This window comes from Nocardia sp. NPDC052254 (assembly GCF_040679495.1).
Lineage (GTDB): Bacteria > Actinomycetota > Actinomycetes > Mycobacteriales > Mycobacteriaceae > Nocardia.
This window is the reverse complement of record NZ_JBFAUW010000003.1, coordinates 515876-541897: the sequence shown is the minus strand read 5'-3', so window position 1 is coordinate 541897 and position 26022 is coordinate 515876. Positions and strand designations below refer to the sequence as shown.

Genomic DNA, 26022 nt, shown 5'->3' with positions numbered 1-26022 from the left:
TGCGCCGCTTCACAGCGGCGCGATCCGGTACAGGTCTTCGGATTCGTGCCCGTCCGGAAAATCTTTCGGTTCGAACAACACCTGGCGGATCATTTCCGCCTCTCGACGCCGGGCCAGCGAGGAGAACATCGCAATCGATGCCTCGTTGTCCGGCGAAACAGTCGTTTCGAGTACTGAAATTCCCTGCTCCGCAACCTTTTCAACCAAGCCGTCCAGCATCGCCACGCCGATTCCGCGACCGCGGAAGGCGTGATCGACGGCGACCTGCCAGATGAACAACGTGTCCGGCGCCTGCGGGCGCAGGTAACCGGTCACGAATCCCGCTGTTTGCGAATCGATTTCGGCCACCACCGAGGTGGCGGCGAAGTCACGGCACCACAACAGGTAGGAGTAGCTCGAATTCGCATCGAGCACCTGGGAATCGACGGCAATCTGCCACATCGCTGCGCCGTCTTCCACGCGCGGCGCGCGAATGACGGCTGGCGTCGACGTGTTCCGACGGCCGTCGGTCCGGTCGTCGTCGGGAGAACTGAAAGGCATACTCCGCGTTCGGGTCTGCATCACCTCTTCAGAATTGCCCGCGAACGTTGAGGTTTATCAGCCGACTACTTTACGGTTGTGTTACAGAAGTATGATCGGTGAATTGCGTCACTATCGGCAACCACACAGTGAATCTCGCACCCCCTCCGGGACGGTCGTCACATTTGACCCGGCCTCCGTGGGCCGCAACGGTTTCGGCAACCAACGCCAATCCGATGCCGGTGCCGGAACGTTTCCCTCGCCGGACGGTCACGAATCTTTCGAAGATGCGCTGACGATCACGTGGTGCCACTCCGGGACCAGAATCGTCAACCGTGATCGACATTTCGTCGCCATCACGCGCGACGCCGATCGCCACCACACCGCCGCCGTGCCGCTGCGCATTCTCCAGCAAATTCACCACGGCACGTTCGAGCTCCAGCTTCCGTCCGGTCACGATTCCGTCGTCGGTGACGGTGAGCAGATCCGGCGGATAATGCAATTCGGCCAGTGTGTGGGTGAGCAATTCACGGACGGACAGCGGTTCGGCGTCGGCGCCGTGCATACGTGCCTCGGCGCGAGCCAGGGCCAGCAGATCGTCGAGCAGTCTGCGCAGATGATCCAGTTCGGCGCGCACCAGATCCAATGCCCGCCGCGATCGCTCGGGTAGTTGGTCCTGGTAGCGCGACATCACTCCGACGCTGGTGGTCAAGGTCGTCAGCGGAGTACGCAGTTCGTGGCTCACATCGCCGACCAGGCGACGCTCCCGATCGATACGGTTCTGCAGCGAGTCGACCATGGTGTTGAAGGCATCGACGGTGGGCGCCAGATCCGGATCGTCGGTATCGGGCAGCCGGGTGCCCAGCTCACCGGAAGCGATCTTGGCCGCGGTGCCGGTGACCTGGCGCAATGGTTCCAGCAACCGGTGCGACAACCACAGTCCGAAGACCGCGCCGATCACGGCGCCGCCGAATCCGCCGGCGAGCCAGGTACGCCAGACTCCCCCGCCGACCTGCCCGACCAGCACCGCCAGCAGTGCCGACGCCAGACCGGTGACGGCGAAGGCGATGATCACCCGGCCGCGCAGAACCTGGCGGCGGGGCAGGCGCGGAAATCTAGCGCTGCACATCGAGGCGGTAGCCGAGCCCACGCACGGTTACCACGAGCGTCGGCTCCGACGGATCGCGCTCGACCTTGGTCCGCAGCCGCCGTACATGCACGTCCACGATCCGCTCGTCGCCGAAGAAGCCGCGATCCCACACCCGTTCGAGCAGCACGCTGCGCGACAGCACCCGCCCCGGCGTTTCGGCGAGTTCGCACAGCAGCCGGAATTCGGTCAGGGTCAGGTGCAGTTCCTCGTCACCGCGGTGGACGGTGCCGCCGTCGGCCGACAGCACCAACGGCGCCTCGGGATCGGCGTCGAGCACGACCTCCTGCGGCGCCGGCTGCTCGACGGCCTGCTGAGCCCGGCGGCGCAGCGCGCGCATCCGGGCGGTGATCTCCTTGATCTCGAACGGTTTGGTGACGAAGTCGTCGGCGCCGGCCTCCAGTGCGGCCACCACATCGTGAGTATCATCACGTGCGCTGACGACGATGATCGGGACATCGTGATCGCGGCGGATCTCCCGGATACAGGTGAACCCGTCCATCTCACCGAGCATCAGATCGACGATCATCACATCCGGTGCGCCGTTGTCGCGCAGATGTTCGAGCGCATCCTCGGCCTCCTCGGCCTCGGCGACGTCGTAGCCCTCGTCCTCCATGGCCAGCCGCAGCGCGCTGCGGACCCGGTCGTCGTCCTCTACGATCATCAGATTTGCACTCATCACTACACCTCGTTCAGCTGCGCCTCATCGGATCGCGGGTCGCCCACCTGTCCATTCGTCACGCGTGCGAGCGGCCGCGCAGCCTGCGTCTCACATCGCTCACTCGTTCATCACATCCCTCACCGATACCGGTGCGGACCTCGTGGTGCCGGGCACACGCTTGGCGTGACCTACCGACCCCGAGGCACACAACAGTAACTGGAGTACCCGTCACGACGATGCGTAAACATGGGGCAACACCACCGAGGTGCAAGCATCGGGAAACGCACCGTAAACTACGGACCGAGACAGTAAGGCGATTGGTGCGCTGCGAGGGCTTGCCCAGGCGCACGGCGAACGCAGGAGACACCATGTCCACTCGCCGCTGCCGATTCAGTGTCGCATTGGGTACTGCCCTGATGACGGTGCTGATGGCTGCGTGCTCGTCCTCCCCGGACCCGGCTTCGACGACGAATCACGGCACCCCTGGCAAGGTGGCGCCCGCGTTGGCGATGGTGCCGGCGCCGGGTAGTGCCGACGTCGATCCCCTCGGCACCATCGAGGTGACCGCCACCGACGGCATCGTGTCGGATGTGTCGCTGACCAACGAGGAAGGCAAGCAGGTCGACGGCACCCTGAACGCGGATCGGACCGCGTGGAAGCCGAAGGTCCCGCTCGGGTACGGCCACACCTACACGATGACGGCCGAGGGCATCACGCTCACCGGCGCCAGTGGCCCGTTGACCTCGACGTTCACCACGCTCACGCCGAGCAACCAGGTCAAGGCCTACCTCACCACGACCGCCGGGCAACCGCTGAACGACGGCGGTACCTACGGAGTCGGCACGGTCATCGTCGCTCACTTCGACGAGGCCGTCACCGATCGCGCCGCCGCCGAGAAACGGCTGTCGGTCACCACTGCTCCGCAGGTCCAGGGATCGTGGTTCTGGCTCGACGACAAGAACGCGCACTGGCGCCCGCAGCAGTACTGGCAGCCCGGCACCAAGGTGACGGTCGCGGCGAACATCTTCGGCGCGCAGTTGGGCCCCGGGCTGTTCGGCCAGGAGGATTCCTCGACGACGTTCACCATCGGCGATTCGCACGTCTCCATCGCCGATGACAACACCCACGAAGTGCAGGTGTTCGAGAACGGCAAACTGATCCGCACCATGCCCACCTCCATGGGTCGTGGCGGCAGCGAGCAGGTCGGCGGTAAGACGATCTACTTCAACACCCCCGCCGGGATCTACACGGTGATGGGCAAGGGCAATCCGGTGATCATGGATTCCTCCAGTTACGGCCTGCCGGTGAATTCACGCCTGGGCTACAAGGAGGAGATCGGCTGGGCCACCCAAATCAGTGGTGACGGCATCTACCTGCATCAACTCGACACCACCGTCTGGGCCCAGGGCAATACCGACACCTCGCACGGCTGCCTGAACCTGAGTCTCGACCACGCGCGCTGGTTCTACAACTTCGCCGTCCCCGGTGATGTGGTCGAGGTCCGCAACACCAGCGGTCCGCCGCTACCGGCGTGGAACAACGGCGATTGGATCATGCCGTGGGATCAGTGGGTGGCCGGGAGCGCACTGCACACCTGAGCCCCGCGGCGGTCGGCCGCCGGGTGGCCGAGCCGGCCCTGCCCAGTGATGTCGTCGACCTCACTGGGCAGGCGGTTCCATACAGGTAGCCGCGCCGGGCGGCGGAACACGACACATTCCGGCGGCCGCGACGGACCTCTCGATGCGCCGGAACGAGAGCCGTCGTGCCGTGTTCCCCACCGTGGCGACGACGGAGTGCGCCCGCTCAGCCCCGAACGGGAAAGCGGTTGTCCAGGTCGAGGTTCAGTTCGAGCACATCGACCCGGGGTTCACCCAGGAAACCGAGGTCGCGGCCGTGAGTGTGCTCGGCCACCACGTCGGCGACCCGATCGACCGGCACCCCCCGGGCGGCAGCCACCCGGGCGAGCTGGATCTCGGCATAACGCGGTGAGATCTGCGGGTCCAGCCCCGAGCCCGACGCCGTGACAGCGTCCGAGGGCACCGGAGTGTCGGCCGGTGCGTCGCCACGCACCGGGACGATCAGCCCGCCCGAATAGTCGGTCTCCGGCTGCGCGCATTCGACGCGCACACCGCGGTAGGTGGGCTGGAACGGCACCATGGGGCAGGCCTCGTTCACACTGACCACCCTCGTGGGGGTGGTGATGTCGCCGTGGGTGTCGCGCGATCCGAACACCGCCAGTACCGCGCCGACCCCACCCGGTGTGCAGAACGGCCGTGCTCCGGACACTCCCTCGCGTTCACCGATTTGTTTGCTGCGAGTACAGACAGTCGTCAGCAAACTTTGTTTCGACTGTGCCGGATCGGCGGCGAGGGTGTCGACGACATCCTCGGGCCCCTTGTTACCGAAAGCGCTGTTGGTCGGGTCGTATCCGGCGGGACGGCTGCCGTCGGCGGGTGCGGAGTTCGACGGCCGGGTCTGGAAGTACTGCGGCAGTGCCACACCCGCTCCGTCGGTGAATGCCTGGCCGATCAGACTGCTGCCCACGGGTTTTCCGTCCCGGTACAGCAGTGACCCCTCGGCCTTGTCGTGCAGTCCGGGCAGCTGCGCCACGGCGAAAACGACCAGGGGGTAAAGAATTCCGGTGATCGCGGTGAGCACGACCACGGCCCGCAGGGCGGCCAGGTGCTGGCGGAACCAGGTGGTGTATCGCATCGAGAAGGAAGGCATATCAGGACATCCCAGGCAGGAATCGGACGACTAGGTCGATGAGTTTGATACCGATGAACGGTGCGACGATGCCGCCGGCTCCGTAGATGGCGAGGTTGCGGCTCAACAGATTCGACGCGCTCGACGGCCGGTAGTTCACGCCGCGCAGGGCGAGCGGAATCAGCGCCACGATGACGATCGCATTGAAGATCACCGCGGACAGGATCGCCGACTGCGGACTGTGCAGTCGCATGACATTGAGGACGTCCAGGCCGGGGAACAACGCCACGAACAGCGCGGGAATGATCGCGAAGTACTTGGCGATGTCGTTGGCGATGGAGAACGTGGTCAGCGCGCCCCGGGTGATGAGCAACTGTTTGCCGATCTCGACGATCTCGATCAGCTTGGTCGGATCCGAATCCAGATCGACCATGTTGCCGGCTTCCTTGGCAGCCGAGGTGCCGGTGTTCATCGCCACCCCCACATCGGCCTGTGCCAGTGCCGGAGCGTCGTTGGTGCCGTCACCGGTCATGGCGACCAGCCGTCCACCGGCCTGCTCGGATTTGATCAGCGCCAGTTTGTCCTCGGGGGTGGCCTCGGCCAGGAAGTCGTCCACACCGGCCTCGTCCGCGATGGCCTTGGCGGTCAGGGGGTTGTCGCCGGTGATCATCACCGTGCGAATTCCCATCCGGCGCATCTCGTCGAAGCGTTCCCGCATCCCCTGTTTGACCACGTCCTTGAGGTGGACCACACCGAGCAGCCGGGCCCTGCCGTCGCACAGTTCGCCGACGACCAGCGGCGTACCACCGGAGGCGGAGATTCCGTCGACCGTCCGGCCGACCTCGTCGGGCACCGCACCACCTTGGGCGCGAACCCATTCGGTCACCGCACTCGCGGCGCCCTTGCGCAGCTGATGCCCATCGCGCAGATCGACACCCGACATCCGGGTCTGGGCACTGAATTCCACCCAGTTCGCACCGGTGAGCTCACCCGTGGAGCGCTCCCGTTTGCCGTACGCGGTTTTCGCGAAGACCACGATCGATCGCCCCTCCGGGGTCTCGTCGGCGAGGCTGGAAAGCTGTGCGGCATCGGCCATCTCGTCCTCGGAGACCCCGGGCATGGCGATGAAGCCCGCCGCCTGCCGGTTACCGAGGGTGATGGTGCCGGTCTTGTCCAGCAGCAGGGTGTTCACATCACCGGCGGCCTCGACCGCGCGCCCCGACATGGCCAGCACATTGCGCTGCACCAGGCGATCCATTCCGGCGATACCGATCGCCGACAACAGTGCGCCGATGGTCGTCGGAATGAGGCACACCAGCAGTGACACCATGACGATGCCGGTGACACCGTGGATATCCAGGGCCGCGGTATCGCCCACGCCCGGATTGTTCGCCTTGGAGAAGATCGCCGGCGGCTGCAGGGTCACGACCGCGAAGACGAAGATGATCGTCAGCGCGGCCAGCAGGATGTTGAGCGCGATCTCGTTCGGCGTCTTCTGCCGGCTGGCGCCTTCGACCAGCGCGATCATCTTGTCGATGAAGCTGCCACCCGGTTCCTGGGTGATCTCGACGACGACGCGGTCCGACAGCACCGTGGTGCCGCCGGTGACCGCGGATCTGTCGCCACCGGATTCCCGGATCACCGGAGCGGATTCACCGGTGATCGCGGATTCGTCGACCGAGGCGATGCCCGCCACGACATCACCGTCACCGGGCACGACCTGTCCCGCCTCGACCACCACGTGGTCGCCACGGCGCAGTTCGGGTGCGGCGACGAGTTCCTCGACCGAATTCGAGTCGCCGGGACGCCAATTCACCAACCGGCGCGCGACGGTATCGGTCTTGGCCTTGCGCAAGGTGTCGGCCTGGGCCTTACCCCGGCCTTCGGCGACCGCCTCGGCCAAATTGGCGAAGACCACCGTGAGCCAGAGCCAGACGACGATCGCCCAGGCGAACACGGTCGGCTCGGTGATGGCCAGGATCGTGGACCAGACGGCGCCGATCTCGACGATCAGCATCACCGGATTGCGCCACAGGGTGCGCGGATCGAGTTTGCGCAGTGCCTCCGGCAGGGACTTCGCCAGCATGGCGGGGTCGAACATTCCGCGACCGGCCCGGCGTGCCGGGGCCTCGTCGCCGCGCGAAGCGGCCACGGAATCGGTTGTCGGAGCGGTCATATCAGTGGATTCCTTCGGCGAGCGGCCCGAGCGCCAGCATGGGCAGGAAGGTCAGTGCGACCAGGATCAGCGTCACGCCGGCGACCATGCCGACGAACTGCGGCCGATGTGTCGGCAGCGTGCCCGCGGATTCCGGCGTGTGCCCCTGCCGGGCCAGGGCACCTGCCAGGGCGAGAACGAGAATGATGGGAACGAAGCGGCCGAACACCATGGCCAGGCCCAGGGCGGTGTTCCACCACACGGTGTTTCCGCTCAGACCGGCGAAGGCCGAGCCGTTGTTGTTGGCGGCCGAGGTGAACGCGTAGAGCACTTCCGACAGGCCGTGCGGACCGGAATTCGCCATCGCCGCACGCTCCCCCGGCAGGGCCATCGCGGTGGCGGTACCCACCAGCACGATCAGCGGACTGACGAGGAAATACGATGCGGCGAACTTGATTTCGCGCGGCGTGATCTTCTTACCGAGATACTCCGGTGTGCGCCCGACCATCAGCCCGGCGACGAACACCGTGATCACCGCCAGGATCAGCATGCCGTACAGACCCGATCCGACACCGCCGGGCGCGACCTCACCCAGCTGCATGTTCACCATCGTCATCATGCCGCCGAGGCTGGTGTAGGAGTCGTGCGCGGAATCCACCGCACCGGTGGACGTGAGGGTGCTCGAGGCCGCGAAGGTCGCGGAATTCGATACCCCGAAACGGGTTTCGATCCCTTCCAGCGCGGAGCCGGCCGCGGTCGGCACGGTGCCGTGATGGCGCAGCTGCAGGAAGTTGGTCAGCGTCACGCTGATCACCGCCAGCACACCCATCACCGAGACGATCGCACAACCCTGCTTGTTGCTGCCCACCATGCGGCCGAAGGTGCGCGGCAGCGAGAAGGCGATCAGCAGGATCAGGAAGATCTCGATCCAGTTGGTCCAGGTCGTGGGATTTTCGAACGGATGCGCGGAGTTCACATTGAAGAATCCGCCACCGTTGGTCCCCAGGAGTTTGATCACCTCCTGCGAGGCGACCGGACCACCCGGAATCGTCTGCGACGCACCGGAGACGGTCTGCGCCACCTGATCGTGCAGGTGGAAGTTCTGGATCGCGCCACCGGCAACCAGCACGATCGCGAACACGAACGCGATCGGCAGCAGGATCCGGATGGTGCCGCGCACCAGATCGACCCAGAAGTTGCCGAGATCGCCGGTGCGGCTGCGGGCGAATCCGCGCACCAGGGCGACCGCGACGGCCATACCGACCGCGGCGGACACGAAGTTCTGCACGGCCAGCCCCGCCATCTGGACCAGATGGCCCTGCGTGGACTCACCGGCGTAGTTCTGCCAGTTGGTATTGGTGACGAAGCTGATCGCGGTGTTCCACGCCAGCGCCGCGGTCATCTGGGTACCCGGTTCGTGCAGATGCAGCGGCAGGTGGCCCTGGATCAACTGGAGGAAGAACAGGAACAGCACGCTCACCGCGGAGAAGGCCAGCACACTGCGGGCGTATACGCCCCAGGTCTGCTCCACTCCGGGACGAACACCGATGGCGCGGTACAGGATTCGCTCGACCCGGGAGTGTTTCGTACCGGAATACACCCGGTACATGTAGTCGCCGAGCGGTACGTAGACCGCCGCGAGCGCGATGATCAGGGTCGCCACGAAGACGACCCCGGCAGTGGTTGTGCTCACCTAGAACCTTTCCGGGAACAGCAGCGCCGCGACCGCGTACACGGCGACGCCGAGCGCCAGGACCAGACCGACGACATTCGCGATCACAGCCGTTCCACCCCCCGTTGGAGCAGGCCGAGCAGGGCGAAGATCGCCACGGTCACGACGGTGAACACCGCGACAGACATAGTGCAAACCTCTCTGTTGACGGCACCCGTTCGGATGCGCCGCTTGCGAGTCAAACTCGCGAATCGCGCGTTTTCGACGGCGTTGACGGGTTCTTAGCGGCGCCGGGGTCGGCATTGACGGGGTGCTTACGCCGGAACCGGATATGCGGGCGCGACGTCAAGGTCGGCGGTAGCGGCGCTAAGAACCCGTAAAGATCCGTGGTCGACGCGTCGCGCTCGGAGCACAGTGTGATGTCCGGTTCTGCACCGGAGGAGAACGACGACGAACGACGAGGAGTGGACGGTGCCGGATTTCCTGGTCGCGGCGATGGTGATCATCATCTTCCTGTGCTGCGCCCTGGGCCTGCGGGTGGCCGGTGGGCACACCCTGCGCGTCGTGCCGGTGCGGCGGCGGCCCCGACGCCCGAATCGCGCGATGATGGACCTGTGAAGCGCGGACAATTACGCATCTACCTCGGGGCCGCGCCCGGCGTGGGCAAGACCTACGCGATGCTCGGTGAGGCGCACCGGCGGCTCGGCCGCGGCCGGGACGTGGTGGCGGCGGTGGTCGAGACCCACGGCCGCAGCCGGACCGCCGACCTGCTCGAGGGCATCGAACAGATCCCGCCGGTGATGCGTACCTATCGGGGCACGACGATCGGCGAACTCGACCTGGAGGCGGTGTTGCGCCGCGCCCCCGCCGTCGCCCTCGTCGACGAACTCGCGCACACCAATGTGCCCGGTTCGAAGAACGACAAGCGCTGGCAGGACGTCCACGCCCTGCTCGACGCGGGTATCGATGTCATCTCCACCGTCAACGTCCAGCATCTCGACAGCCTCAACGACGTGGTCGAGCAGATCACCGGGGTCGTGCAGCGGGAGACGGTGCCGGACTGGGTGGTGCGCGGCGCGGACCAGGTGGAGCTGGTCGACATCACACCGGAAGCCCTGCGGCGCAGGTTGTCGCACGGCAACGTCTACGCCGCCGACAAGGTCGACGCGGCCCTGCGCAACTATTTCCGGCCCGGAAACCTCACGGCGCTGCGCGAACTGGCCTTGCTCTGGCTGGCCGATCAGGTCGATGCCGCGCTGGCGAAATATCGGGCCGACCACAAGATCACCGCGACCTGGGAGGCGCGCGAGCGCGTCGTCGTCGCGGTCACCGGCGGCCCGGAATCGGAGACGATCGTGCGCAGGGCGAGCCGGATCGCGACCAAATCCAGTGCCGAACTGATGGTGGTGCACGTGGTGCGCGGCGACGGGCTGGCCGGGGTGTCGGCGCAGCGGTTGCACCGGCTGCGGGATCTGGCGACCGGCCTCGGATCGAGCCTGCACACCGTCACCGGGGAGAACGTCCCGGACGCACTGCTCGATTTCGCGCGGCAGGTCAATGCCACGCAGCTCGTGGTCGGCACCTCACGACGGTCCCGCTGGGCACGCATCCTCGATCAGGGCATCGGGTCCACCGTGGTGCAACGGTCCGGAAGTATCGATGTGCACATGGTCACCCACGAGGAAGCGCAGCACGGGCTGCGCTGGTCGGCGCTGTTGCGACGGCAACGACCGGCGGTGTCCTGGTCGGCCGCGCTGGTGGTCCCGACCCTGATCACCACCCTTTGTTATCTGTGGCTGGATTCGCGATTGGATCTGGCAGGTGAGAGCGCGCTGTACTTCATCGGCGTGATCGCGGTGGCGCTGCTCGGCGGCGTCGCCCCCGCGGCTCTGTCGGCGGTGCTCGGCGGACTGCTGCTGAACTGGTTCTTCACCACCCCACGGCACAGCCTCACCATCGCCCAGCCGGACAACTTCCTCACCATCGTGGTGATGGCGGGGGTCGCGGTGGCGGTGGCGGCACTGGTCGACATCTCGGCCAACCGGACCCGCGAGGCGCGTACCGCTTCCCGGGAAGCCGAACTGCTCACCCTGTTCGCCGGGGCTGTACTGCACGGCGCCGATCTACCGGATCTACTCGAGCGCGCACGGGAGATCTACGGCCAGCGCGCGGTCAGTTTCACCACCGACGACGAGGTGATCGCCTGTGTCGGTACCGATCCCGCACGAACACCGGGCACGGCGGACACCGCCATCGGCGCCGGCGACGAAGAGCACTGGCTGTTGCTCAACGGCCGTGCCCTCACCCCCGGTGATCGCCGCGTGCTTGCCGCGGTGGCCGGGCAGGCGGCCGGGCTGGTGCGGCAACGCGAACTCGCCGGACAGGCCCAGGCGGCCGCCGGTGTGATGGCGGCCGACCGGCTGCGGCGGGCCCTGTTGTCCGCGGTCAGTCACGACCTGCGCACACCGCTGGCGGCGGCCAAGGCCGCAGTGTCGAGTCTGCGCAGCGAAGATGTGCAGTTCTCCCCCGCCGATACCGCCGAGCTACTCGAGACCATCGAGGAATCCACCGATCAGCTCACCGCACTGGTGGGCAATCTGCTCGATTCCTCGCGGCTGGCCGCGGGTGCGGTGGAGCCGCACCTGCGCCAGGTCTATCTCGAGGAGGTCGTCAATCGCGCCGTGGTGAGCGTGGGCATGGGGACCCGGGGCGTCCGCCAGTCCGTGACGGACCGGGTCAAGGTCGAGGTCGGCGACATCTCGGTGCACGCCGACAGCGGACTGCTCGAACGGGTCCTGGCCAATCTGATCGACAATGCGCTGCGCTATTCCGCCGCCGGACCGGCGGCTCCCGACACGCCGGTGCGGGTTGGCGCGGAACGCGACGGTGACCGGGTATCGATCACAGTGGTCGATTACGGTCCGGGTGTTCCCACCGGACTCGAGGACCAGATGTTCGAACCGTTCCAACGGCTCGGCGACCGCGACAACTCGACCGGTGTCGGGCTGGGGCTGTCGGTGGTGCGGGGATTCGTCGAGGCGATGGGCGGCACCGTCCACGCCGAACCCACGCCGGGCGGCGGGCTGACCATGATTGTCGAACTGCCGGCGCAAACGTCTCAGGAGGTGCGATGAGTGATACTGCGAAGCCCACTCGTCACACCGACCGGGCGCGGGTGCCCCGCAAATCACAGGAGGTGCGGTGACATCGAGTGAACGCGCGGTTCCCGCGACCCGGGTGCTGGTCGTCGACGACGAACCACAGATCCTGCGGGCGCTGCGGATCAATCTGTCGGTGCGCGGTTACGACGTGATCACCGCTGCCACCGGTGCGGCCGCGCTGCGGGCGGCCGCGGAGAAACATCCCGATGTGGTGGTCCTGGATCTCGGACTGCCCGATATCGACGGTATCGAGGTCCTGGCCGGCATCCGCGGCTGGAGTTCGATGCCGGTGATCGTGCTCTCGGCACGCACCGATTCCTCGGACAAGGTGCAGGCCCTCGACACCGGGGCCGACGACTATGTCACCAAACCCTTCGGCATGGACGAGTTGCTGGCCCGGCTACGCGCTGCTGTTCGCCGCTCGGTCTCGGCCACCGAGGAATCGCTGCCGATCGTCGAGACCGCGTCCTTCACCGTCGATCTCGCGGCCAAGAAGGTCACCCGCGGCGGCCACGACATCCATCTGACCCCGACCGAGTGGGGTGTACTGGAGATGCTGGTCCGCAATCAGGGCAAACTCGTGGGCCGCCGCGAACTGCTGCGCGAGGTGTGGGGACCGTCGTACGCGACCGAAACCCATTATCTGCGTGTCTATCTGGCCCAGCTGCGGCGCAAACTGGAGGACGACCCCTCCCACCCGAAACACCTGCTCACCGAGGCGGGTATGGGTTACCGCTTCCAGGCCTGAGCCGCGCTACGGCTCAGTGCGACAGGCGGATCGGTAGTTCCTTGAGTCCGTTGCTGAGATTGGATCGGATGCGCTGGGCCGATCCCACCTGCTCGATATCGGGGAACCGGGCGAGCAGTTCCTCGAAGAACACCCGGCCTTCCAGCCGCGCCAGATGGACGCCCAGGCAGAAGTGGTGCGCGGTACCGAAGGACAGGTGCGGGTTGGGATTACGGCGGATGTCGAACCGCTGCGGATCGTCGAAGACGGTCTCGTCCCGGTTGGCGGAGGTGTACCACATGGCGACCTTGTCGCCCGCGTGGATCGGCACGCCGTGCAGTTCGGTGTCCTCGGTCGCGGTGCGGCGGAAGTAGTGCAGCGGATTCGCGAACCGCAGAATCTCCTCCACCGCACCGGGAATCAGGCTCGGGTCCGCGCGCAGATCCCGGAGCTGGGCGGGATGGTCGAGCAGCAGTTGCAGCCCTGAGGAGAGCATCGTCTTGGTGGTGTCGTTGCCCGCGGTGACCAATTGGGTGAAGAAGCCACCGAATTCGAATTCCGCCATCGGCCGGCCACCGAAGTTCCCTGCCAGGATCAGCGCGGTCAGATCGGCACGCGGCTGTTCGTCGGCGCGTCGGCGAGCCGCGAAGTCGATGGCGTAGCGCGCCAGCGGTGAGATCTCGGCACCCGGATCGAGATCACCGGCCAGATCCGGGTCCTGCGCGCTGGTGGACTGTTCGGCCCAGCGCCGGATCCGTGGCCAGTCCTCCTGCGGGATCCCGAACAGCCCGCCGACGACCTGGCTGGGCAGTACCCCGGCGATATCGTGCACGAATTCGACCGTGCCGGACGCCGATTCGAGCAACGATCGGGTGAGCGCGCGAATCTGGTCCTCCATGCGGCCGATCACCCGCGTGGTGAAGTTCTGCGCCAGCGGTTTCCGATAGGAGGTGTGGCGCGGCGGGTCCATCATCAGCAACATGTTGCGGCTCTGCGCCAGTCGAGCCGGCGGCTGATCCTCCAGGAGCACCCCCTCGCGCTCGGCGGAGAAGAGCTGCGGATTGCGGGCCACGTGCACGACATCGGCGTGGGTGAGCACCGCCCAGTACTCGGTGCCGTCGGGCATCGGCTGGCGGTAGACCGGCCGGGTGCGGCGCAGACCGCCGAGGAGATCGTGAATGGAGTCGTCGGCATAGGCTGCCGGATCGTAGATATCGGCGATGGCGGTCACCGGCCCACCTAGTCGTGAAGATGTACAGCGGTCGAATTCCGTGGCCAGCGTAGGGTGCCGGACGCGGGCATACGAGCATTTCTCCCGATATCGCCCAGAATCTGGTGAGTTCGGACACATCCGAGCGGCGCTCACCGGGCTCGAATCCGAGCCACGATGCGGGCTGCGCACGCGCGATGGCAGGATCGACGGTATGTCCGAACAGACCACCGGTAACTCCGCCGCTACGACCGGGGCGCCGAAGGCTGCGAAGCCTGCGACCGAGCTGTGGGTCGAGCGCACCGGCACCCGCCGCTACACCGGGCGCAGCTCGCGCGGCGCCGAGGTGCTCATCGGTTCCGACGGCGTCGAGGGCGTGTTCACGCCCGGCGAGCTGCTCAAGATCGCGTTGGCCGCGTGCACCGGAATGAGTTCGGATTTCCCGCTGTCGAACCGGCTGGGCGAGAACTACGACACCGTCATTCGTGTATCCGGCGATGCCGACCGTGAGAACGAGGTCTATCCGGAACTGAACGAGGTCGTCGAACTCGACCTGTCGGAGCTGGACGAGGCCGCCCGGCAACGCCTGCTGGTGACCGTGCAGCGTGCCATCGACAAGGTCTGCACCGTGGGCCGGACGCTGAAGGCGGGGTCCACGGTGAACCTGACCTTCCAGATCGACTCGTGACCGCCGAGCCCGTCCGGCTCAGCGCCTGGGTGCACGGGACGGTGCAGGGTGTCGGCTTCCGCTGGTGGACCCGCGCCCGGGCGCTGGAACTGGGTCTGATCGGCCACGCCCGCAATACCCGCGACGGGCGGGTGCACGTGGTCGCCGAGGGGCCGCGGGCGGCCTGTGAACGTTTGCTGGCATTGTTGCGGTCGGATGACACGCCTGGTCGCGTCGATCTGGTTGTGGAAAACTGGGGCGCCGCCCTCGGCGGGATCACAGGCTTCGAGGAACGGTAGCGGCGGGGAAACAGGAGTCGAGCGTTGGCAACACATGAGCCGGGCGGTGAGCGCCGGGACGGGGAAACACGGAATTCCGGTGCCGCACCCTCCGCGGGGGACGGCGGTAACGGCGAGCCGGACACCGGCGACCCGCGAGAAGTCGGCACATCGGATCCGACGGTGCGGTTCCCGGCCCCACCCGATCCCGTCGATCGAGACCAGCCACCGGCCGGTGGTGAGCCCACGGTGCGGATCGGCGAACCCGCACCCACCCTGCCGAATCCGAACGCGGTACCACCGGCGCCGACGCTCCCCGGCATCCCGGATCTGCCCGGAATGCCGCCGGTACCCGGCATGCCCGACCCACCGGCGGGAGTCACCGACGCCGCGGCCGGTGAAACACCCGGCGGCGCAGAAGGATCCGAGTCCCCTCGCCGGATGCGCGGCAGCATGCAGCGCCAGGAGGCCGGTGTCACCCAGCCCCGGCCGCCCACGGTGGCCGAGTCCCGGGCTCGGGACAAGGCACGCAAGCGTGCCGAGGAAGCCGAGCGCGCCGCCGCCGAGGCATTGGAGAACAAGAAGCGCAACAAGCGCAAGATGCTCATCGGTGGTGTCGCGGTCGCCGGTGTCGCCGCGGTGGTGGGCGCCGGATATCTGGCGTACCAGGCTGTTCACAAACCGCATGTGACCGCCTCCTGCATCACCGACGACAACGGACGGCAGGTCGTCGTCAACGACGACGACTGCGTGCGTGCCCAGTCGTTCGCCGGCAGTGGCGGCGGCTACTACGGCGGCACTCCGGGCATCTTCTTCTACAACGGCCATCAATACCGCTACTACTACGGCGGTAACAACACCGTCGGGCAGCCGCCGAGCGGCGGCAGTACGGTCGCCCCGAAGAAGGCCACCGTCAGCACCAAGAGCGGGACCGTCGTGCGCGGCGGTCTCGGCAGTAAATCCGGTTCCAGTGGAGGGTCCTAGATGCGCCGGATGCGCAATTCGCAACGTGCCGGCTGGCAGCAGATCGTCGAAGAGCAGGGCCTGGTATTCGGTTCACCCGGACGCGACGCCGACGGCGCACTGCGTCCCTACTGGGACGAATCGGTGCACTACGAATTCGATCTCGACGAGATCCTGGCACTCGAGGCCCAGGTCGAGGTCCTGCATTCGATGTGCCTGCACGCTGTCGAGCAGATCGTGCTCACCGAGCGGTTCGCCGATTTCGGTCTGCCCGAATGGAGTTGGGAGCCGATCAAGAAGTCGTGGCAGCGCAGCGACCCGTATGTCTACGGCCGCTTCGACCTGCGCTACGACGGTCGCGGCCCGGCGAAACTGCTGGAGTACAACGCCGATACGCCGACCTCTTTGCTGGAGGCGGCCATTGTGCAGTGGCACTGGCTGACCGACGTCCACCCCGGCGACGATCAATGGAACTCGTTGCACGAGAAGCTCGTCGAGCGCTGGGGCGAAGTGCTGGACCAGGTCCCGACCAATCAGCTGCACTTCACCTGGTCTTCGGCCGACGGGTCCGGTGAGGACAACGTCACCACCGCGTACATGCAGGAGACCGCCGCCGAGGCCGGTTTCGACACGGTCGCGCTGCCGATCGAGGAAATCGGATTCGACACCGAGCTGGAGCGATTCGTCGATCTGGCGGAGGCGCCGATCGGGTCGATCTTCAAGCTGTACCCGTGGGAGTGGGCGCTCGACGACGAATTCGGCAAGCGCGTCGTCGACTCGATCCCGGAGACCGCCTGGGTCGAACCCCTGTGGAAGACACTGCTTTCCAACAAGGCGCTGCTGGCGGTGCTGTGGGAGATGTATCCCGGTCACCCGAATCTGCTACCGGCCTACATCGATGATCCGCACGAGCTCACCGAATACATCCGCAAACCGAAGCTCGGCCGCGAGGGCGCCAACATGACGATCGTCGGCGCCGGGATGGAGACCTCGACCGGCGGCGTGTACGGCGAGGAGGGGTTCGTCTACCAGATGCTGGATCCGCTACCGGATTTCGACGGTCTGCGGCCGGTACTGGGTGCCTGGATCGTCGGCGACAGCGCGGCCGGACTGGGCATCCGCGAATCACCCGGACTCATCACCGATGACGGTGCGACCTTCGTTCCACATCGCATACCGACCGCATAGCCGTCAGCGACTCGATCACTAACACCGGAGGAACCTGTGTCGTCCACCCTCGCGCTGGAATCAGGGTATTGGAATTCGATCGGTCACGGCGTCGGCGCGATCGCGCTGTACGCGGTGCTGGGACTGGCGCTGATGCTGATCGGATTCCAGGCCATCGACAGCAGCACGCCCGGCCCGCTGCGCAAGATGGTCGCCACCGGCAACCCCAATGCGGTCATCATCGCCTCCGCGGGCATGGTGAGTATGGCGTTGATCGTCGTTCTCGCGATCTACTCCTCCGGCGGCCGGCTCGTCGAAGGCCTGATCGGCACCGCCATCTACGGGCTGGTGGGGATCATCGCCCAGGTGATCTCCATCCGGCTGCTCGAATGGAGCATCGGCCTGCACATCGGCGATCTGCTCAAATCGAGTACCTACCACATCCAGTCGCTGCTGGTGGCCGCCGCGCACCTGGCGATCGGCATGGTGGTCGCGTTCGCGATCCTGTGACGCGCCGGGCGTTCACCGGGCGGTGAACGCCATCAGCTCGTCGAGCGCCCAGGTGTTGACGACGCGTTCCGCCGCGACATCGTGGGCGATCGCCCGCGCACATCCGTAACCCTGCCAGTCCAGCTGGCCGGGTGCGTGCGCATCGGTGTCGATGCTGAACAGGCAGCCCATCTCCACCGCCAGCCGGATCAGCCGGCCGGGCGGATCCCGCCGTTCGGGGCGGCTGTTGATCTCCACCGCCGTCTCGTAGCGCCGGCACGCCTCGAACACGACCTCGGCGTCGAAAGACGATTCCGGGCGCAGACCGCGTTCCCCGGCCACGAGCCGGCCCGTGCAATGGCCGAGCACATCGACGTGCGGATTCGCCACCGCGTACACCATCCGCCTGGTCATCGTGTCGGAATCCGCGCGCAGATTCGAATGGACGCTCGCGACCACGAGGTCCAGTTGTTCGAGCAGTTCGGCATCCTGATCGAGGCTGCCGTCATCGAGGATGTCGACCTCGATTCCGGTGAGGATCCGGAAGGGCGCGAGCCGGCTGTTGAGTTCGGCGACCACCCCGAGTTGCCGGCGCAATCGCTGCGCGGACAATCCGTTGGCCACCCGCAGCCGCGGCGAATGATCGGTCAGCGCACAGTAATCGTGGCCCAGTGCGATGGCGGTACGCATCATCTCCTCGATGGGGCTACCACCGTCGGACCAGTCGGAGTGGGTGTGCAGATCCCCGCGCAACAGCGCACGCAGGTGCGCGCCCGCGGGCTCGATCGGCTGTGCGGCCGCACGCAATTGCGCCAGTCGCTCGGGCACGATCCCGGCACCGGCCTGTTCGATCACCGCCGCGGTCTTCGGTCCGATACCCGGAAGTTCCTGCCAGCCACCGGATTCCCGGCGCCGCTCGAATTCGGCGTCCGGCAGCGCGGCCACGGTGTCCGCGGCTCGCCGATAGGCCTTGACCCGATGAGTCTGCGCGCGTTCACGTTCCATCCAGAACGCGATCTCACGCAGCGCGGCGACCGGGTCCGGGCTCGTCACCGGGTGATCCGGCTGTACTTGACGAACGCCACTCCGTCCTCGAACACCCGGCTGGTGAGGACCCGGAACAGCGCCGGTTCCGGCAACCCGGCACCCGTGCCGAACAGCGGCCGTCCCTGTCCCAGCACGATCGGATACATCTTGAGGAAGATCTGGTCGATGGCCGGCAGCAGCGTATGTGCCAATTCCCCGCCACCACACAGCCAGATTCCCGCCCCCTGCTCCCGCTTCAGCTCCCGCACCCGGGTCAGCGGATCGGCGGAGATGAGGGCGACGTCGGGATCCGGATCGCCGGGCAGCGTCGCCGAGACCACGAACTGCCGCAGATGCGCGTAGGGGCTCGAGGTTCCGGTGCGGACGCCGAAGTCGTAGGTTCTGCGACCCATGAGCACGGTGTCGAAACTCTCGCCCGGCTTGTCGATGCCCAAGGATTCGCGCACCTTGGTCGGGAGGGTTTCCGGGTACTGGGCGGTGATGGCGGGCCCGTGGTCACCGCCGACGGGGAAGAAGTCGACCGACTCGTCCGCCGTGGCGATATACCCGTCGATCGTCGAGGCCACGTAGTAGGTGAGCTTGCGCATCCGTTCTCCCTTCATACGAAGCGGTGTTGTCGGACACACCGAGAACGTTAGCGCGTGGCGATCACCAGCGCCGAGGCTTCGGTACTCATCACCGTCGGGGCTTCGGCTGGCAGCGCGGGCAGGAGAACGAGGAGCGATTCATGAATTTCTCGCGGCGGATCGGCGCACCACAGCGACGGCACGGACGATCCTCACGCCCATAGGCCGCCAGCGATCGCTCGAAATAGCCGGAGTTGCCGTTGACATTGACATACAGCGCGTCGAAGGAGGTACCGCCGGCGTCGAGGGCCGCGCTCATCACGGCCCGTACCTCGCCGAGCAATCCGCGCAGGGCCGGTTTCGTCAGAGCGGCAGCGGTGCGTTCGCCGTGTATCCCGGCTCGCCACAGGGCCTCGTCGGCATAGATGTTGCCGATTCCCGACACCACGGCCTGATCGAGCAGCACCCGCTTGATCTCGGAGGACTTGGCGCGCATGCGGGCGACGACCGCGTCGGTGTCGAAATGTGGGTCGAGCGGATCGCGCGCGATATGGGCGACCGATTCCGGCAGCTGGTCACCGTCGACGGCCACCAGCCGATTGAGCGCCCAGCCACCGAAGGTTCGCTGATCCACGAATCGCAACTGGGTACCACCGTCGAGTCCGGCGATGATGTGCGCGTGTTTCTCCAGGGGGGCGTCGCCGGGCTGCACCAGCATCTGCCCACTCATCCCGAGGTGCACCACCAGGGCGAGATCGGGCTCGTCGAAGGTGAGCCAGAGGAATTTGCCACGCCGGCACGCGGATTCGACGCGCAGACCCGTCATCCGGGCGGCGAGATCGTCACCGCCGAGTTCGTGCCTGCGCACCGAGCGTGGATGTTTGACCAGGACCGATTCCACGATATGGCCTACGACGTGTTCGGCGACTCCGCGCCGCACCACCTCTACCTCGGGCAGTTCCGGCATCAATCCCCAGCTTGTGCGGACGTGCCGGCGGTCAGTGATCGCCACGCGGCGCCGGCGGCCTTCTGCTCGGCTTCCTTCTTCGACCGGCCGACGCCCTGGCCGTAGGCCTGACCGCCGATCACCGCGGTGGCGGTGAATTCCTTGTCGTGATCGGGGCCTATCGAGGTGATCTCGTAACTCGGCACACCGATACCGCGCTCGGCGGTGAGCTCCTGCAGGCTGGTCTTCCAATCCAGCCCGGCGCCCATCCGCGGGCCGCGCTCGAGGAGCTCGGCGAACAGCCGCAGCACCACCTCGCGCGCGGTCTCGATGCCGTGCTCCAGATGCACGGCACCGAGCAGTGATTCCATACCGTCGGCGAGAATGCTCGCCTTGTCCCGACCGCCGGTGAGCTCCTCTCCCTTGCCGAGCAGCAGATGACGGCCGAGGCCGCCCTCGCCGAGCCCACGCGCGACCTCGGCCAGGGCATGCATGTTCACCACACTGGCACGCAGTTTGGCGAGCTCACCCTCGGATTTCTCCGGATGCTCGAAGTACAGGCGCTCGGTGATGCTCAGTCCCAGAACAGAATCGCCCAGGAATTCCAGGCGTTCGTTGGTCGGCAGACCACCGTTCTCGTACGCGTACGAGCGGTGCGTGAGCGCGAGCCGGAGCAGATCCGGGCGCACCACCACGCCGAGTGCCTCGAGGAGGCTGGCGTGGTCAGCGGCATCGCCCGCTGCGGGTGCGTCCGTTTGGTCCTTACCGGCGGTCACGTCGCGGCTACCTGATCAGCAGATCAGATGGCCGAGGTGACCTGACGGCCCTTGTAGGTGCCACAGTTCGGGCACGCGATGTGCGGGAGGGTCTTCTGACCACACGCCCGGTTCGGGCAGGTGATCAGGGTAGGCGCGGTGGCCTTCCACTGGCTGCGCCGCGAGTGGGTGTTGGCACGAGACATCCGGCGCTTCGGAACGGCCACGACTACTTCTCCTCGGTTGTCGAACTTGCCGCACCGTTGCGGGCGGCAAGAGATCGGTCTACGTCTGATGGGGCATCGGAGACGCCCGTGCCGGGGGTTTCGCTCGCGAATTTCGCAAGCCCCGCCCAGCGAGGGTCCAGTATCTCATGTGTGTGATCCGGACCCGCAATCGCCATCCGCACCCCACATTCCGGGCACAGACCGGCACAGTCGGGTTCGCACAGCGGTTGCAGCGGCAGTTCCAGGCCGACCGCGTCGGTGACCACCGGCTCGATATCGATCATGTCGTCGACGAGCCGGTAGATCTCGTCTTCCTCGGTGGTCTGCTCGGTCGCGCTGTCGGGATAGGCGAACAGCTCGGTGATGTGGAGTTCCAGCTCATCGGTGAACGGCTCCAGGCAGCGCGAGCACTCCCCCTCGATCGGCGCCGACACCGTTCCGGTGACCAGCACACCTTCCGAAACCGACTGCAAGGTCAGATCGAGATCGACCTCGGCTCCGGCCGGAATCGCGATCAGGTCCAGGCCGATCCGTCCGGATGTGGTGACGACCCGATGCAACTGCCGCATCGAACCCGGGGAACGCCCCAGACTGCGGGTGTCCAGCACGAAATCCGCGTCCGTCTGACGACGACGCGAACCGGAACCGGATTCGGCGGGCATCGGAAACTCACTCACATTCGTGGGGGTTTGGGCAACCACTCCACAGTACGCGAACTGCGGCTATCCCCCCAAATCCCGGTAGCGGGCAACACTCAGCGGCGGAACTCGGCCGCGTAGTCGGGAACTCCGGCACCCGAACGCAACTGCTGGCGCCCCCGACCGACCGTGCGCAGCGTCGAATGCAGGGTCTCCTCGAAATCCGCCAGCTGGGAATCGACGTATTGATCGCACTCTTCGCGCAGCCGATCGGACTCGGCCTGCGCGGAATCGATCAGCCGTGCGGACTCCGCGTGCGCGGCGCGGACCACCTCGGTCTGCGAGACGAGCCGGTCCTGCTCACCCTGCCCCTCGGCCACCGAGCGATCGTAGGAGGCCTGGCCCGCCGCGATCATCCGCTCGGATTCGGTCCGGGCCCGGCCGGTCACCGCCTCGTATTCGGCCTTGCCCTCGGTGACGACCCGATCGGCCTCGGCCTGTGCGGTGGCGACCAGGTGGTCGGCGTGCGCGCGGGCCTCGGCGACCATGCGATCGGCGTGCGCCTTGGCGTCGGCGAGCAGCCGGTCGGCCTCCTCGCGGGCCCCGCCGACGGTGCGCTCGGCCTGGTCGTTGGCGCCGGTGACGGTGGCTTCGGCCGATTCCCGGGCGTCGGTGACGATCTTGTCGCGGTGATCAAGCACGTCCTGGGCGTCGTCGAGTTCTCCCGGAATGGCCTCGCGGACGTCGTCGAGCAGTTCCAGCACATCACCGCGGGGAACGATGCAGTTGCGGGTCGGCGGGATACCTCGCGCCTCCTCGACGATCGCGACGAGTTCGTCGAGTGCTTCGAATACGCGGTACATACTGCTGACCCCACTCTCCTGCCGAACTTCTCGCAGCCCATGGGAGCCGCGACGGCTTGTTACTGCCTTCGCCCAGTCTGCCCGTATTGCCGATGTCTGCCCAGATCACCACCGGTGTGTCGGCGGGGTGTTTCCCATCCCACACAAATCAAGTGGAGGGAATCTCTCCGCTTGGTGCTATCTTTCTATACCGAGCGGTAGATCAGCCGGACCGTCAGCGCTCGACGTCCGGCCCAGTGCGATCGGAACGACAATGGCGGTCCTATATCCGGTACTTCCGGGTCTGTGGGTACATCCACAGCCCGGTCCGGGCATATCTCTGGTGACCAGCGATCTGCTGTCCGAGACGCCCGAACCGCAGCAGTCACCACCGCGCAACCGCGGGCTGGCCTCGCGCTTCGCGAACTATCTGCGCGGCGATCACTGGCTGTCCCAGCTCGTCCGGTTCGCACTGGTCGGCGGCTTCAGCAATATCGGCTACTTCCTGCTGTTCCTGGCCTGCTACAGCGGCGGTCCGCAGATCGCCAATCTCACCGGGTCCATCGTCAGCACCGCGCTGGCCAACGAACTACACCGGCGGTTGACCTTCCATGCCGCCGGCCGGGTGGGCTGGCTGGCCGCACAACTCGAGGGCGGCGGGCTGGCGCTGGCGGGTCTGGCCATCACCTCCGGCGCACTGGCCGTTCTCGATCTGGTGGCGCCGGGACTCGACGATGTGACCGAGGCGATCGCGGTCATCGGTATCACGGCCGCGGTCGGCGCGATGCGCTTCGTCACCCTGCGCTGGTGGGTGTTCTGATCCACCGCCGACGGCCGGCACCTCATGCACGGGGTGCGGCTACAACCTGGTCATTTGTGCAAGGAACCAGGGCGAATTACCCCGCGTCCTAACTCAGCAAACGTTGTTGCTAGTTCTCATCGTGGGAGGTTCGGCAATGCACCAGTGTTCCCGTCACCGCAGGTCATGGCGCAACGGTCTGCTGCACAGCACCACAACACCGCGGCACGGCGCGACGCCGCGCTATCCGCGAGTACAGCCGGCCGCCGCCTGTCGACGGTTGTCCGAGGAGCGTCGTTCCCGGCCGCGGACCGATCCGGATCCGCAGTGAGCGCCGGAAACGGCCGCGCGCACATCGACTTCGCCGACCGGCGCACCGAGACGAGCGAGCGGCCCGGCTCGTCCGGAACCGTCACATATTCGGCGCGCGCTACCGGTGTGCACCGGCGCCGGGACGTGGTGTCCGGCGGCATGAGCGATGACGAGATCCGCCGCCGATGCGCGGGCGGCGCCTGGCGCCGGGTGCGGCGGGGTACCTACGCCGAATCCGACGCGTTCGCGGAGCTGGATCCGGTGGCACGGCATCGGCTGGCGGTCACGGCTCTGTTGCCGGAGATGGCGGCCGACGCGGTGGTGAGCCACCAGTCGGCGGCTGTTCTGCTCGGTGCGCCGATGGCCCCGACGCTGCTGGATCGGGTGCATGTGACCCGCAACCGCCGCAACGGTGGCCGCATCAAGGCGGATCTGCAGGTGCACTGCGCACCGGTCGACCTGGTCGCCGAGCGTGCCGGACTCGCCGTGACCAGTCCGGCACGGACCGTGGTCGATCTGGCCCGGACGGTGGCATTCGAGCCGGCGGTGGTGGTCGGCGATGCGCTCAGCCGGGAATTCGGTGTCACCGCAGCAGATCTCGCCCGCGAACTGGAGGCCGCGCGTGGACGGCACGGCGCCCATGCCGCCCGCCGGATCGCCGGATTCCTGGATCCGGGCAGCACCGGGGTCTCCCAGTCCCGGGCCCGGGTGCTTCTGTGGCGCCTCGGTTTTCCGCCCGCCGGCGCCGGCGGCATCGTCTGCGCCGACGACGGCACGGTGCTGGGCGCGGTCGATATCCACCTGGGCCGCATCGGCGTGGTGATCACGATCGCCGGGACCGCGCAGGACGAGCGCCGGGCCGCGCCCAGCGATGGACTGTTGCGCCGCTACGGATTCCATCTCGTGCGCACCACGCTGCGGGACCTGGCCGCCGGTGCGGCCACCGCCCGTCTACAGGCCGCGCTGGCACGGGCCAGGGCCGAACCCGCTCGCGGGATCGTCCGGCCGGCACCCCCGCCTGCGCCGAGATCTCTCCGGTTACGACGCCTGTGAACCGGTGGTGCCGCCCGGGCGGTCCACCGAGGCGGCACCCACCGGTACCTGTTAGCGTCGCGGTATGGCTGGAGCACTGTGCCCCGGGTCCTTCGACCCGGTCCACAACGGACATATCGACGTCATTTCACGGGCGGCCGCGCAATTCGACGAGGTTGTCGTGACCGTGTTGATCAACAAGAACAAGCAAGGCATGTTCAGCATCGACGAGCGGATGGAGATGTTGCGCGAGGCGACCTCCGATCTGCCCAACGTGCGCATCGAGTCCTGGTACGGACTGCTGGTCGACTTCGCACGCGAACAGGGCATCAACGCGATCGTGAAGGGCCTGCGCGACGCCACCGACTTCGGCTACGAACTGCAGATGGCGCAGATGAACAGGAAATTGACGGGCGTCGACACCTATTTCCTGGCCAGCAATCCGGCCCACACCTTCCTGTCGAGTTCATTGATCAAGGAGGTCGCGGCCTTGAGCGGCGATGTTGCCGACATGCTTCCGCCTGCGGTGCACAAGCGGCTGCTGGCTCGCATCGCCGAACGTCGCGGCTGAGAGGTACCCACTCGGGCACCGCGTGCCCGATCTCGTCGGGGCGACTGCCGGAGCGGAACACACGCGAGGATCACGGCCGGAGCGCAGAGAACAGGCCCCACCACCGTCGGACGCCGTCCGGCACGGACAATGATCCCGAGGGCTCGCGGCCGACCGTCGCCGGGGCGCCCGCGGTGTCGTTCAGGGGCGGTATTCCGCCAGGTCGATGCGGGTTTCGCCGTAGCGGCGGGGCTTCAGCGCCGAATACGGTGCAGGCCAATCGGTTTCCGGTGAGCGGGCCGATCGCTCGACGACGATCAGGGCGTCCTCGTGCAACCACGCGCCGGTGGCCAGCGCCGCGAGATCCGCCTCGATCGCGGCTTCGGTCACGGCGTAGGGCGGATCCGACAGCACCAGGTCATAGGGTTCGGCCGGCGCGGTCGCCAGGACCGAAGCGACTGTGCCCGCACGTAATTCGGCGCCGGAGATGGCGAGGTCGGCGATATTGCCGCGGATGATCGCGGCGGCCTTGCGGTCGGATTCGACGAGCAGCGCGTGAGATGCCCCGCGCGACAACGCCTCCAGCCCCAGCGCACCCGAGCCCGCGTACAGGTCCAGCACCCGGGCGCCGTCGAAATCCATCCGGGCGGCGAGCAGATTGAACAGGGCTTCGCGAACCCGGTCGGAGGTGGGCCGGGTCCCGGCCGGTGGGACGCGCAGCCGCCGCCCACCGGCCGAACCCGCGACGATCCTGGTCACCGCGGGACCTCGATATCGCCTCGGCCG

The 26022-nt window shown here is 66.9% G+C and carries 27 protein-coding genes; 12 read left to right on the top strand and 15 right to left on the bottom strand.

Going from position 1 to position 26022, the window contains the following annotated elements:
• Positions 1-9: 9 nt before the first annotated feature.
• The 3 genes from ectA to AB0L57_RS11160 form a co-directional block, all read right to left on the bottom strand.
• A complete protein-coding gene (gene ectA / locus AB0L57_RS11170) occupies positions 10-441 on the bottom strand; it encodes a diaminobutyrate acetyltransferase (protein WP_364960093.1) in 432 nt (143 codons plus the stop codon).
• Between the two features lie 169 nt (positions 442-610).
• On the bottom strand, positions 611-1669 hold the full coding sequence (locus AB0L57_RS11165; protein ID WP_364960090.1) for a HAMP domain-containing sensor histidine kinase: 1059 nt from the start codon (positions 1667-1669) through the stop codon (positions 611-613).
• On the bottom strand, positions 1635-2345 hold the full coding sequence (locus AB0L57_RS11160; RefSeq protein WP_364960087.1) for a response regulator transcription factor: 711 nt from the start codon (positions 2343-2345) through the stop codon (positions 1635-1637). Before AB0L57_RS11160 ends, AB0L57_RS11165 begins: the two co-directional genes overlap by 35 nt.
• 350 nt (positions 2346-2695) lie before the next feature.
• Between AB0L57_RS11160 and AB0L57_RS11155 the strand changes: the two genes are divergently transcribed.
• On the top strand, positions 2696-3925 hold the full coding sequence (locus tag AB0L57_RS11155) for an Ig-like domain-containing protein (protein ID WP_364960084.1): 1230 nt from the start codon (positions 2696-2698) through the stop codon (positions 3923-3925).
• Between the two features lie 205 nt (positions 3926-4130).
• Here AB0L57_RS11155 and AB0L57_RS11150 read toward each other — a convergent pair whose 3' ends face one another.
• The 3 genes from AB0L57_RS11150 to kdpA form a co-directional block, all read right to left on the bottom strand.
• Complete coding sequence (locus AB0L57_RS11150) at positions 4131-5039, bottom strand: potassium-transporting ATPase subunit C (RefSeq protein ID WP_364960569.1); 909 nt, start codon at positions 5037-5039, stop codon at positions 4131-4133.
• 16 nt (positions 5040-5055) lie between these two features.
• Entirely contained in the window at positions 5056-7134 is a 2079-nt protein-coding gene (kdpB, locus tag AB0L57_RS11145; RefSeq protein ID WP_364960567.1) for a potassium-transporting ATPase subunit KdpB, read from the bottom strand.
• Positions 7135-7210: 76 nt separating this feature from the next.
• A complete protein-coding gene (kdpA, locus tag AB0L57_RS11140; RefSeq protein WP_364960081.1) occupies positions 7211-8881 on the bottom strand; it encodes a potassium-transporting ATPase subunit KdpA in 1671 nt (556 codons plus the stop codon).
• A 450-nt stretch (positions 8882-9331) separates the two neighbouring features.
• On the opposite strand from kdpA, the gene AB0L57_RS11135 reads away from it, so the two are divergent.
• The 3 genes from AB0L57_RS11135 to AB0L57_RS11125 all read left to right on the top strand — a co-directional run bounded on the left by AB0L57_RS11135 (position 9332) and on the right by AB0L57_RS11125 (position 12769).
• Positions 9332-9478, top strand: coding sequence for a hypothetical protein (locus AB0L57_RS11135; protein ID WP_364960079.1), 147 nt, complete (start codon positions 9332-9334; stop codon positions 9476-9478).
• Positions 9475-11994 (top strand): sensor histidine kinase KdpD, encoded by a 2520-nt coding sequence (locus AB0L57_RS11130; RefSeq protein ID WP_364960076.1) that lies wholly within the window; start codon positions 9475-9477, stop codon positions 11992-11994. The genes AB0L57_RS11135 and AB0L57_RS11130 overlap by 4 nt, the downstream gene beginning before the upstream one ends.
• 67 nt (positions 11995-12061) lie before the next feature.
• The gene (locus AB0L57_RS11125; RefSeq protein WP_364960073.1) at positions 12062-12769 is read left to right on the top strand and encodes a response regulator; all 708 of its coding nucleotides are present in this window, start codon (positions 12062-12064) and stop codon (positions 12767-12769) included.
• Positions 12770-12782: 13 nt separating this feature from the next.
• On the opposite strand, the gene AB0L57_RS11120 is transcribed toward AB0L57_RS11125, so the two are convergent.
• Positions 12783-13979: a cytochrome P450 gene (locus tag AB0L57_RS11120; protein WP_364960069.1), complete on the bottom strand. Its 1197-nt coding sequence runs from the start codon at positions 13977-13979 to the stop codon at positions 12783-12785.
• 193 nt (positions 13980-14172) lie between these two features.
• On the opposite strand from AB0L57_RS11120, the gene AB0L57_RS11115 reads away from it, so the two are divergent.
• The 5 genes from AB0L57_RS11115 to AB0L57_RS11095 are packed head-to-tail and all read left to right on the top strand — an operon-like array spanning position 14173 to position 17543.
• Complete coding sequence (locus AB0L57_RS11115) at positions 14173-14646, top strand: OsmC family protein (protein WP_364960066.1); 474 nt, start codon at positions 14173-14175, stop codon at positions 14644-14646.
• Positions 14643-14924: an acylphosphatase gene (locus AB0L57_RS11110; protein WP_364960063.1), complete on the top strand. Its 282-nt coding sequence runs from the start codon at positions 14643-14645 to the stop codon at positions 14922-14924. Before AB0L57_RS11115 ends, AB0L57_RS11110 begins: the two co-directional genes overlap by 4 nt.
• Positions 14925-14948: 24 nt before the next feature.
• Entirely contained in the window at positions 14949-15887 is a 939-nt protein-coding gene (locus tag AB0L57_RS11105; protein WP_364960060.1) for a hypothetical protein, read from the top strand.
• Positions 15888-17054, top strand: a complete 1167-nt coding sequence (locus tag AB0L57_RS11100) for a glutathionylspermidine synthase family protein (protein ID WP_364960058.1) — start codon at positions 15888-15890, stop codon at positions 17052-17054.
• A 36-nt stretch (positions 17055-17090) separates the two neighbouring features.
• Positions 17091-17543: a DUF350 domain-containing protein gene (locus AB0L57_RS11095; RefSeq protein WP_364960055.1), complete on the top strand. Its 453-nt coding sequence runs from the start codon at positions 17091-17093 to the stop codon at positions 17541-17543.
• A 12-nt stretch (positions 17544-17555) separates the two neighbouring features.
• On the opposite strand, the gene AB0L57_RS11090 is transcribed toward AB0L57_RS11095, so the two are convergent.
• From AB0L57_RS11090 to AB0L57_RS11060, 7 genes are all read right to left on the bottom strand, one after another.
• Positions 17556-18575 (bottom strand): PHP domain-containing protein, encoded by a 1020-nt coding sequence (locus tag AB0L57_RS11090; RefSeq protein ID WP_364960052.1) that lies wholly within the window; start codon positions 18573-18575, stop codon positions 17556-17558.
• Positions 18572-19156, bottom strand: a complete 585-nt coding sequence (locus AB0L57_RS11085; RefSeq protein WP_364960049.1) for a dihydrofolate reductase family protein — start codon at positions 19154-19156, stop codon at positions 18572-18574. The genes AB0L57_RS11090 and AB0L57_RS11085 overlap by 4 nt, the downstream gene beginning before the upstream one ends.
• 88 nt (positions 19157-19244) lie before the next feature.
• Positions 19245-20102: a bifunctional DNA-formamidopyrimidine glycosylase/DNA-(apurinic or apyrimidinic site) lyase gene (gene mutM, locus AB0L57_RS11080; RefSeq protein ID WP_364960046.1), complete on the bottom strand. Its 858-nt coding sequence runs from the start codon at positions 20100-20102 to the stop codon at positions 19245-19247.
• The gene (gene rnc, locus AB0L57_RS11075; protein ID WP_364960044.1) at positions 20102-20857 is read right to left on the bottom strand and encodes a ribonuclease III; all 756 of its coding nucleotides are present in this window, start codon (positions 20855-20857) and stop codon (positions 20102-20104) included. Before rnc ends, mutM begins: the two co-directional genes overlap by 1 nt.
• Positions 20858-20880: 23 nt before the next feature.
• A complete protein-coding gene (gene rpmF / locus AB0L57_RS11070; protein ID WP_030513024.1) occupies positions 20881-21063 on the bottom strand; it encodes a 50S ribosomal protein L32 in 183 nt (60 codons plus the stop codon).
• A 2-nt stretch (positions 21064-21065) separates the two neighbouring features.
• Entirely contained in the window at positions 21066-21725 is a 660-nt protein-coding gene (locus tag AB0L57_RS11065; RefSeq protein ID WP_364960565.1) for a DUF177 domain-containing protein, read from the bottom strand.
• A gap of 92 nt (positions 21726-21817) precedes the next feature.
• Positions 21818-22564 carry a DivIVA domain-containing protein gene (locus AB0L57_RS11060; RefSeq protein WP_364960040.1) on the bottom strand — a complete coding sequence of 249 codons (747 nt, stop codon included), beginning with the start codon at positions 22562-22564 and terminating at the stop codon, positions 21818-21820.
• A 253-nt stretch (positions 22565-22817) separates the two neighbouring features.
• On the opposite strand from AB0L57_RS11060, the gene AB0L57_RS11055 reads away from it, so the two are divergent.
• The 3 genes from AB0L57_RS11055 (at position 22818) to coaD (ending at position 25257) form a co-directional block, all read left to right on the top strand.
• Entirely contained in the window at positions 22818-23363 is a 546-nt protein-coding gene (locus tag AB0L57_RS11055; protein WP_364960037.1) for a GtrA family protein, read from the top strand.
• 306 nt (positions 23364-23669) lie between these two features.
• The gene (locus AB0L57_RS11050) at positions 23670-24707 is read left to right on the top strand and encodes a hypothetical protein (RefSeq protein WP_364960035.1); all 1038 of its coding nucleotides are present in this window, start codon (positions 23670-23672) and stop codon (positions 24705-24707) included.
• 64 nt (positions 24708-24771) lie between these two features.
• Positions 24772-25257 carry a pantetheine-phosphate adenylyltransferase gene (gene coaD / locus AB0L57_RS11045; RefSeq protein ID WP_364960032.1) on the top strand — a complete coding sequence of 162 codons (486 nt, stop codon included), beginning with the start codon at positions 24772-24774 and terminating at the stop codon, positions 25255-25257.
• 180 nt (positions 25258-25437) lie between these two features.
• Here the strand turns inward: coaD and rsmD are convergent, their stop codons facing one another.
• Positions 25438-25995, bottom strand: coding sequence for a 16S rRNA (guanine(966)-N(2))-methyltransferase RsmD (rsmD, locus tag AB0L57_RS11040; protein ID WP_364960029.1), 558 nt, complete (start codon positions 25993-25995; stop codon positions 25438-25440).
• Between the last annotated feature and the right edge of the window lie 27 nt (positions 25996-26022).

What these genes read in the sequence shown, in the direction of transcription:
- AB0L57_RS11160 (WP_364960087.1), bottom strand. Translation starts at nt 2,345, where the DNA reads ATGAGTGCAAATCTGATGATCGTAGAGGACGACGACCGGGTCCGCAGC.
- AB0L57_RS11060 (WP_364960040.1), bottom strand. Translation starts at nt 22,564, where the DNA reads ATGTACCGCGTATTCGAAGCACTCGACGAACTCGTCGCGATCGTCGAG.
- AB0L57_RS11155 (WP_364960084.1), top strand. Translation starts at nt 2,696, where the DNA reads ATGTCCACTCGCCGCTGCCGATTCAGTGTCGCATTGGGTACTGCCCTG.
- AB0L57_RS11055 (WP_364960037.1), top strand. Translation starts at nt 22,818, where the DNA reads ATGGCGGTCCTATATCCGGTACTTCCGGGTCTGTGGGTACATCCACAG.
- AB0L57_RS11115 (WP_364960066.1), top strand. Translation starts at nt 14,173, where the DNA reads ATGTCCGAACAGACCACCGGTAACTCCGCCGCTACGACCGGGGCGCCG.
- AB0L57_RS11085 (WP_364960049.1), bottom strand. Translation starts at nt 19,156, where the DNA reads ATGCGCAAGCTCACCTACTACGTGGCCTCGACGATCGACGGGTATATC.
- AB0L57_RS11100 (WP_364960058.1), top strand. Translation starts at nt 15,888, where the DNA reads ATGCGCCGGATGCGCAATTCGCAACGTGCCGGCTGGCAGCAGATCGTC.
- mutM (WP_364960046.1), bottom strand. Translation starts at nt 20,102, where the DNA reads ATGCCGGAACTGCCCGAGGTAGAGGTGGTGCGGCGCGGAGTCGCCGAA.
- AB0L57_RS11065 (WP_364960565.1), bottom strand. Translation starts at nt 21,725, where the DNA reads ATGCCCGCCGAATCCGGTTCCGGTTCGCGTCGTCGTCAGACGGACGCG.
- AB0L57_RS11150 (WP_364960569.1), bottom strand. Translation starts at nt 5,039, where the DNA reads ATGCGATACACCACCTGGTTCCGCCAGCACCTGGCCGCCCTGCGGGCC.
- kdpB (WP_364960567.1), bottom strand. Translation starts at nt 7,134, where the DNA reads ATGTTCGACCCCGCCATGCTGGCGAAGTCCCTGCCGGAGGCACTGCGC.
- ectA (WP_364960093.1), bottom strand. Translation starts at nt 441, where the DNA reads ATGTGGCAGATTGCCGTCGATTCCCAGGTGCTCGATGCGAATTCGAGC.
- coaD (WP_364960032.1), top strand. Translation starts at nt 24,772, where the DNA reads ATGGCTGGAGCACTGTGCCCCGGGTCCTTCGACCCGGTCCACAACGGA.